At 38.8% G+C, this 8,017-nt stretch carries 7 protein-coding genes; 1 reads left to right on the top strand and 6 read right to left on the bottom strand.

All coding sequences use genetic code 11. From position 1 onward, the window contains the following. The 4 genes from B2X72_RS12575 to B2X72_RS12560 all read right to left on the bottom strand — a co-directional run. Window positions 1–492 (bottom strand): ribonucleotide-diphosphate reductase subunit beta (locus tag B2X72_RS12575; protein WP_286849743.1); only part of this gene is annotated, 492 nt, incomplete at its 3' end. A gap of 132 nt (window positions 493–624) precedes the next feature. After that, on the bottom strand, window positions 625–2,730 hold the full coding sequence (gene nrdE / locus B2X72_RS12570; protein WP_046673717.1) for a class 1b ribonucleoside-diphosphate reductase subunit alpha: 2,106 nt from the start codon (window positions 2,728–2,730) through the stop codon (window positions 625–627). Continuing rightward, window positions 2,690–3,097, bottom strand: a complete 408-nt coding sequence (gene nrdI, locus B2X72_RS12565; RefSeq protein ID WP_053003630.1) for a class Ib ribonucleoside-diphosphate reductase assembly flavoprotein NrdI — start codon at window positions 3,095–3,097, stop codon at window positions 2,690–2,692. Before nrdI ends, nrdE begins: the two co-directional genes overlap by 41 nt. 34 nt (window positions 3,098–3,131) lie before the next feature. Then, on the bottom strand, window positions 3,132–3,365 hold the full coding sequence (locus B2X72_RS12560; protein WP_046673718.1) for a thioredoxin family protein: 234 nt from the start codon (window positions 3,363–3,365) through the stop codon (window positions 3,132–3,134). A gap of 461 nt (window positions 3,366–3,826) precedes the next feature. Here B2X72_RS12560 and B2X72_RS12555 point away from each other — a divergent pair, with 461 nt between their 5' ends. Continuing rightward, complete coding sequence (locus B2X72_RS12555; protein ID WP_112374971.1) at window positions 3,827–6,229, top strand: S9 family peptidase; 2,403 nt, start codon at window positions 3,827–3,829, stop codon at window positions 6,227–6,229. Window positions 6,230–6,498: 269 nt separating this feature from the next. Here B2X72_RS12555 and B2X72_RS12550 read toward each other — a convergent pair whose 3' ends face one another. Further along, a complete protein-coding gene (locus tag B2X72_RS12550) occupies window positions 6,499–7,014 on the bottom strand; it encodes a DUF2911 domain-containing protein (RefSeq protein ID WP_112374970.1) in 516 nt (171 codons plus the stop codon). 255 nt (window positions 7,015–7,269) lie between these two features. Continuing rightward, on the bottom strand, window positions 7,270–8,017 hold a 748-nt coding region (locus tag B2X72_RS12545; protein ID WP_286849741.1), incomplete at its 5' end, for a pyridoxal-phosphate dependent enzyme.

Raw genomic sequence — 8,017 nt, 5'->3', positions numbered from 1 at the left:
CAATAATACGGATGCAGCCATTGCCATATAAATCTCCTCTTCGGAAGCATCTTCTTTATCGATCGCGCGGTAGTAGCCATCAATCGTTTCTGCTTTGTATTGAAGATATTTATTTTGTTGAACCCATTCGAAAATATCATTTATTTCGGCGGTCGTAGAAACTGTCGTGAAAATGGTGGAATACGATTTTGCATGGATAGCTTCCATCATACACATATACGACAATACCGCTTTATTCTGTAAGGTGTCGATATGATCGATGATTTTAGGCATACCTGTATGGCTTTGAAGGGTATCCAAAAGGGTCAATCCTCCTAAAGCTTTTTTATACGCATCTTTCATTTCTGGACTGATACGTTTCCAGCTATCGATATCTTTTGATGGAATGTATTCCGTGTCGATCCAGAATTGACGGATATTTTGTTCCCAGAACATCAATACATAATCGTTCTCAGGGGTATTCCAGTTGACAGCTTTATATGTTTTACTCATTTTTAGTTTAAAGTATTAGGCATTTATTATCACGTATTTGGATTGTTGATTTTAGATAAGCCAAAAGCCGCCAATGGCGTAGGCAACTTTTGACTTTCTCCCATTATATATCCAAATACTAAAATCTCAAAATTAAGCTGAACAAGAAACACATTCGTCGATGGTCGATTTTCTTGTCCGTGTATAATAAAGGGATTTCAATCCCAATTTATGTGCATAGATATAATATCTTGACAAATCTCGTGTCGAATCCTTTGAGTTTGTATGCAAAATAGTAGATACACCCTGATCAATATGGCGTTGGATGACCGAAATCAATTTCAAGACTTTGAATTGATCCATATCATAAGCCGATTTGAAGTAGAAATAATTATCGTTTGTCAAATATGGCATTGGATAGTAAGTCGTACTATCTCCATATTCACGCACTTCAATGATATCGACGATTGGCATAACTGATGCAGTTGCATTCATGATATACGAAGTCGATTGATTTGGAGCAATGGCCAAACGGTAAGCATGGTAAATACCATGTTCTTTGATTTTTGCTTTTAATTCCAACCAATCTTCTACCGTTGGGATATGTATCCCTTCAAATAACTCCGCTACCTTAGCAGTTTTAGGCATATAATCGCGGTTTACGTAATTGTTGAAATACGTACCATCGGCATAGGCTGATTTTTCAAATCCAACAAATGTTTTACCACGTTCTTTGGCAATTTCCATCGATGCTTCCAATGAATAATAGTTCATCATCATAAAGAAGGTATTGGCAAAATCGAGCGCTTCGTTAGATTCATACATAATGAAGCTTTTTGCAAGGTAACCATGGAGGTTCATTGCACCTAGCCCTACAGAATGCAACTCACGGTTTGCTTTTGCAATAGAAGGAACCATGTCGATATTGGTTACGTCTGTAACGACAGTCAAAGCACGCATAGCCGTTTTTACGGTTTCTTTGATACGTTTGTTGTCCATTACAGTAGCAATATTTAAGGAGCCTAAGTTACAGGAAATACCATAACGGATCGTGTCCTGTTTGCCATAGATCTCAATATCGGATACTTGAGATACTTGCATAATTTCAGTACACAAGTTTGAGAATTTCACTTGACCGATTTCATTCAATGCATGGACACGGTTGGTGTTCTCTTTGAAGAAAATATAAGGATATCCTGATTCTTTTTGTGTCTGTGCAATTTTAACTAAAAGGTGACGAGCATTGATTTTTTTCTTTTTCACGTTTGGATTCGTGATCAATTCGTCGTACATCTTGTCCATATCCATCTCATCCAAGAATTGTCCATACTCTTGCATTACCGTATGTGGGTAGATCAAATAGCATGGTTCATCTTTTTCTGCCAATTCCATGAATTTATCCGGAACGATGATACCGATCGACAATGATTTGATACGTACTTTCTCGTCAACGTTGATTTTTTTACAATCCAAAAATTCTTCGATGTCAGAGTGGAAAATATTGAGGTATACTGCCCCAGCACCCGGACGTTGTCCCAACTGGTTCGCATATGAAAATGTATCTTCCATAATCTTCATGATTGGAAGTACACCGCCGGCACGGCCTTCAACACCTTTAATCGCTTCTCCGCGAGCACGGATTTTGGAGATATTGAACGATACACCACCACCGATAGAAGACAGCTTCATGGCGGAATCAACAGCATAACCGATACCATTTAAGTTGTCGCCGATTTCATCCAAGAAACAAGATACCAATTCACCCGAGCGTTTCTTTCCTGCATTCAAGAATGTAGGTGTCGCTGGCTGGTATTCTTGATTGATCATGATTTCAGCATATTCGATCGCTTTTTGAACACCCTCTTCTCTTGCTAAGAACAAGGAAACAGCAACTACACGATCCTCATAGCGTTCCAGGAACTTTTCACCAGAATCGTCACGTAAAGCGTAGCTCTGGAAGAATTTGAATGCCGCCATAAAAGATTCGAAACGGAATTTTTTCGCATACACATAGTTGAAGACCGTTTCCATTTCTTCAAATGTAAACCATTGGTAAAAGTCAATATAATAGTTGTTTTCTACCAAATAGTCTATTTTTTCTTTTAATGTATAAAAGAACACTGTGTTCTTATTTACATATTCTAAGAAATATGCACGAACCGCTTCCTTATCTTTATGTAAGCTGAATTCGTCATCATGCTTAATCATGATTTCATTATTAAGCAATATCCAGTTTTTTGCTACTTCGTTTGCTACCATCGCAAAAGTTCTTTAAGATGTCAATAAATTGATTAATATCTTCCATTGTTCCGGACAGTTCAAATTTGAACGCCAGTGGAATGTCGAAATCCTGTGAAATGCGATCAGCTGCTAGACCAAAATTCGGTCCCCAGTTGCGGTTGCCACTGGAAGTAACAGAATAAATATTTTTAGCTTCGCGTTTCATGAATTCTTTTGTATTTTCGGGCACCTGTCCAAAATTTGTGGTGAAAGTGACCAAATGCCCAGGGTCTTTTACCGTTAAATCGGCGGTGATTTTATGGATTTGCCAACCCGTTATCTGAGCTACTTTATCCATAAAACGTTGTACGTTCCCCGTTCTGGAATCATAATAAATGTGTATCATGTCACTGTTTCATTTTAATGATACGCTAAATTTATTAAAGTGCAATGGCAGCCAATTCCTCTGGTTTAAAGCCAATGATACGGTGTTGAATCTCTTCATTTTCCAACACAATTACCGTAGGAACAGTGCGGATTTTGAATCTTGCGGCCAAGTCTGGTTCATCAAAAGGATTAACCGTTTCATATTGGATACCTTTTTGATCCAAATAAGCCGATACTTGTGCACAAGGAGCACAATCGTTTTTCTCAAATTTGATAATTCTTGCCATGTTTACTTGTTTATTTTTTTACTCCAATCTTTATAGAAAAACCCGGTACGAAGTTAATGGTATCAATTTTAATCGGGGAGACTAGATTGAAGGTTAATCTAGCCATTTAAAATAGACAATTCGCCAAAAAGAAAAGTCTGTATTTCGATACTTAAAAACTTCGTTGAGTTGCCAATTCTTTCATTAGCTTAACAAATATCTTATATTTTCTTTCGATGCGGTAGTTTGACTTTTCCACATTTTGGGCAAAAGTTTGTCAGAGAATGCGTTTGCTGAAGATTCGTGTTTTTAAATTGCTGGTTTTCTGTATTTTGTAAATGTGGATAACTTTAAATTAGTAATTTTTACCGCTATTTTACAAATGATTTAAGTTTAATTTTAGTGTCATAAAAAAGCTACAAAGCTTGCTTTTTTATGAAATTTTTATTACCTTATTTTGCCCTAATTTGAAAAATAAATTTATGAAGAAACTATTCTATGGTCTCTTGCTTCTAGCATCGCTACAGACGCAAGCGCAGGAAAACATTACCTTTCAAAAACCCTCTACTGAAATTTTGGCCTTAGCCGATTATGTGCGCCCACCTCAAATAAAGATTTCAAGCGATAAAAATTGGATGTTATTTACGTTTCGACCTACGTATAAAAGCCTGACAGACTTAGGCCAGGAAGAAATGAAACTGGCGGGATTGCGGATTAATCCGAAGACGAACATGGAAAGTTCAACAATCTTTTTCGATAAGATTGCCTTGAAAAAAATAGGGCAAAATGTGGAATTTTCCGACTTCACGGGGATACCCGAAAAAGCGGCGATGGCCAATTTTGTATTCTCTCCAGACAATAAGCTTTTGGCATTTAGCAATACAAATGAAAGCGGAACGGCCTTATTTGTCATTGATCTTGCAACTCGAAATGTCAAACAGTTGACTGCCTACAATCTGAATGGAACATTAACAGCGCCATTTCAGTGGCTGAGAAATTCTTCCGGTTTACTGATTACAAGCCTGCCAAAGGATAGGGCTGCACTGTTAGATCCTTCAAAAGATTTGCCGACAGGACCTATTGTCTCAACGAGTGATGGGAAGGTGTCCCAATTGAGAACGTACCAAGATCTGCTTAAAAATCCGCAGGACGAAGCGAATTTCGAAACATTGGTGCAATCCAATCTTGAACTTGTGGACCTTGACGGTAAGATTTCTTCCTTTAAAGATAAAGCCATTTATACGGGAATCAGCTTCTCTCCGGATGGCGAGTACGTGATGATCACGACTATCACAAAACCTTATTCCTATGTAGTTCCCGTCTCGTCTTTTCCACAGCAGATTCGTATTTATGATCGATCGGGCAAAGAAATAGCGCTTGTGAATGAGACCCCCTTGACAGAGGTAATGCCAAAGGGTTTTTCGTCGACACGATCGGGAAAACGGGCCTGGCATTGGCGGAGTGATCAGCCAGCTACGTTGGCCTATGTAGAAGCTTTGGATGGTGGGAACGCGAATAAACCTGCTGAGTTTCGTGATGCCTTATATACTTTATCTTACCCTTACAACGGTGCGGGGAAACTTATTTTTAAAACCAAAGACCGTTATGCTGGTGTAACATGGGGAAATGATAAATATGCATTGATCAATTCGCAATGGTACGATACGAGAAATGCAAAAACTTTTGTGGTGAATCCTTCTACCGGAGAATCCAAACTGTTGCAAGAGCGGAACAGTCAGGATGTGTATAATGATCCAGGAGATGTGTATATGGAAAAAAATAGTTTAGGCACTTATTCAATGTATGTAGATAAAGATAAAGCACTGTTTGTTGGTAAGGGATTTACTAAAAATGGTGAGTTTCCTTTTGTGGATGAGCTTGATCTGCATTCATTGAAGAAAAAACGCATCTACACTGCTCCAGCATCTGAAATGCAAGAACGTATCGCCCAACTAGTGAACCCTAAAACTGGTGATCTGTTGATTTCGCTTCAGTCAGCATCGATTTATCCGAATTATTTCATGAAAAATATGAAATCGGGGAAACAGGTGACGCTCACCACGTTGGAAAACCCGTTTAAATCGTTGGAAAAAGTCCATAAAGAGATTTTAAAATACAAGCGCAAGGATGGAGTCGAACTTTCCGGAACGTTATATTTACCTGCCGGTTATGATTTTACGAAGAAAGAGAAGTTGCCTCTGCTAATGTGGGCTTATCCACGGGAATATAAAGACAAGAATACAGCAGGGCAAAGCACGGCCAATCCGAAAGAGTTTACCTTCCCAAGTTATGGTTCTTTTATCTACTGGGTATCGAAGGGCTATGCTGTATTGGATAATGCGGCCTTCCCTATTGTTGGAGAGGGAACAAAAGAACCGAATGATACCTTTATTGAACAACTTGTGGCAAATGCCGAAGCTGCAATTGATGCGGTAGATCATTTGGGTTATATCGATCGGAAAAAAGTTGCTGTGGGTGGGCATTCCTATGGTGCGTTTATGACAGCACATCTGTTGTCCAATTCAAAATTGTTTGCCGCAGGAATAGCGCGTTCTGGAGCATACAATCGGACCTTAACACCATTTGGTTTTCAGAGTGAACAACGTAACTTCTGGGATGATCCAGCCTTGTATATGACCATGTCTCCATTTGTGAGTGCTGATCGGATGAAAACCCCACTTTTGTTGGTTCATGGCGGAGCCGATAATAATCCCGGAACATTCACCCTGCAGACAGAACGCTATTTTCAGGCCCTGAAAAACTTGGGAGCTCCCGTGCGTATGGTCATTTTACCACGCGAAGCACATGGATATGTCGCCAAAGAAAATATCTTCCATTTACTATGGGAACAAGATCAGTTTCTAGAAAAATATTTAAGAAACTGACCATTTAACTAACCGAAATCAATAGCATTACAGAGTGAACACTTAAATAGAAAAAGGAAATAATTATTATTCCCTTTTTCTATTTAAGTGTTTATTTTCTTGAGGCCTGTTTTTTTTCATTAAGTACCAATGATCTCAATCGTTCTGTTTATAAAAATTGTTCAGACTCATTGACTTCAATACACTCCTTTCACTCGGTTATTGCTCAGAATATACCTTGTGTCTACTTTCATAGCCTCTATTCTTGCAAGATGATAAATATTTTGTAGCTATTTACTCGCTTTAACCATAAACGGAACGACATACTGTCCCCATTCTAAAGAGACGGTTCCTTGCGGAGTTGCATTGATCTTAAATTGTTCCTGTGAATTGCTTGCTGTGGCATTGCTAACAGAAACACGTAAAGCATCTTCGTTGGCATCATATTTTGTTCCCCACTGATTCCACACTTTATTGAACATAATTGTTGTTTCGTGTTCTCCAGGGATGCTGTAAAGGCCATATTTACCAGCAGCTAATTTCTTGCCTTCAACCAATACATCTTTATTAAATTCGATGGTGGTCGCTTCATTTGCTCCAGTACGCCATACAATACCGATAGGGGCGATATCAACACCAAGCTGACGGCCTTTCAATGAAGGGCGGCTATAATTAATGTCAATCGTGACACCATCGGTGGTGGTTACCTTAGTGTTGTCTGGAGGACTTGGGCGTTTACTTTTGTCGGTCTGAGCAAAAGTAAGTTGACCTATTAAGGTCAGAATCGTTAAAATTAGTACTCTCATTTTTCGTATAGTATTGATTAAACAATTAAACTTAGATAAATTACTTTTTATATGCAATATGCCTTTGGTCAAATAAAAATAATTTATCGCTCTCTCCTAAGCTATTGAATATCTTTTAATAACGGAAATATACGATTTTTTAGGTGATGGAATTGTTAGTTTTTTTTGAATATTTGGGGAATGGCAATTGTATTCTTATAAACAGAAAAAGCCCGTGATTTGTGCACGAGCTTTTTTCTGTTTATACGCTTTTACTTATACAAGGTATTCAAATAGTGTCTGGTCTTTATTGATTTCAATGACATCAAACTTATATTCTTTCATGCGTTCAATCAGTGTTTCGTAATCCTCAGGCTTGTTGAGCTCAATGCCGACTAGCGCTGGACCTCTTTCGCGTTCGGTTTTTTTGATAAACTCAAAACGGGTAATATCATCCTTAGGCCCCAATACTTCAGAAACGAAGAGTTTTAAGGCGCCTGGACGTTGTGGGAAACGAACGATAAAATAATGCTTGTACCCTTCGTAAAGTAGAGACAATTCTTTGATTTCACTCATGCGGTCGATATCGTTGTTTCCACCGGATATGATGCAGACGACTTTCTTACCTTTAATTTCATCTTTGTGAAATTCAAGAGCGGCCACGGATAGAGCGCCTGCAGGCTCAACGACAATTGCATCCTTATTGTACAGCTCTAGGATACAGGTACAGATCTTTCCTTCGGGAATAGAGCGTGTATCATCCAACAACTGTTTGGCAATTTCAAATGTCGTTGCACCGATCTTTTTAACGGCGGCCCCATCAACAAATTTGTTGATATGCTCGAGCTCGATCGGTGCGCCATGTGTCAAAGCCGCTTGCATAGAAGGAGCTCCTTCGGGTTCAACACCATAACATTTGATCGCTTTGTTTTTACTCTTCAGGTAATAGCTTGCTCCCGCGGCAAGTCCACCTCCACCAATTGGGATAAATATGGCGTCCATATCGGGAAGATCTTGTAAAGCT

The sequence above is a fragment of the Sphingobacterium sp. UBA7253 genome (assembly GCF_002472745.1).
Lineage (GTDB): Bacteria > Bacteroidota > Bacteroidia > Sphingobacteriales > Sphingobacteriaceae > Sphingobacterium > Sphingobacterium siyangense.
Note: the sequence above shows the minus strand (reverse complement) of the source record. Positions and strands in the feature narration are given on the sequence as shown.

Bases quoted from the DNA above. Each gene is read 5' to 3' on its own strand.
- nrdE (WP_046673717.1), bottom strand. From the start codon at position 2,730: ATGGTAGCAAACGAAGTAGCAAAAAACTGGATATTGCTTAATAATGAA.
- B2X72_RS12555 (WP_112374971.1), top strand. From the start codon at position 3,827: ATGAAGAAACTATTCTATGGTCTCTTGCTTCTAGCATCGCTACAGACG.
- B2X72_RS12550 (WP_112374970.1), bottom strand. From the start codon at position 7,014: ATGAGAGTACTAATTTTAACGATTCTGACCTTAATAGGTCAACTTACT.
- nrdI (WP_053003630.1), bottom strand. From the start codon at position 3,097: ATGATACACATTTATTATGATTCCAGAACGGGGAACGTACAACGTTTT.
- B2X72_RS12560 (WP_046673718.1), bottom strand. From the start codon at position 3,365: ATGGCAAGAATTATCAAATTTGAGAAAAACGATTGTGCTCCTTGTGCA.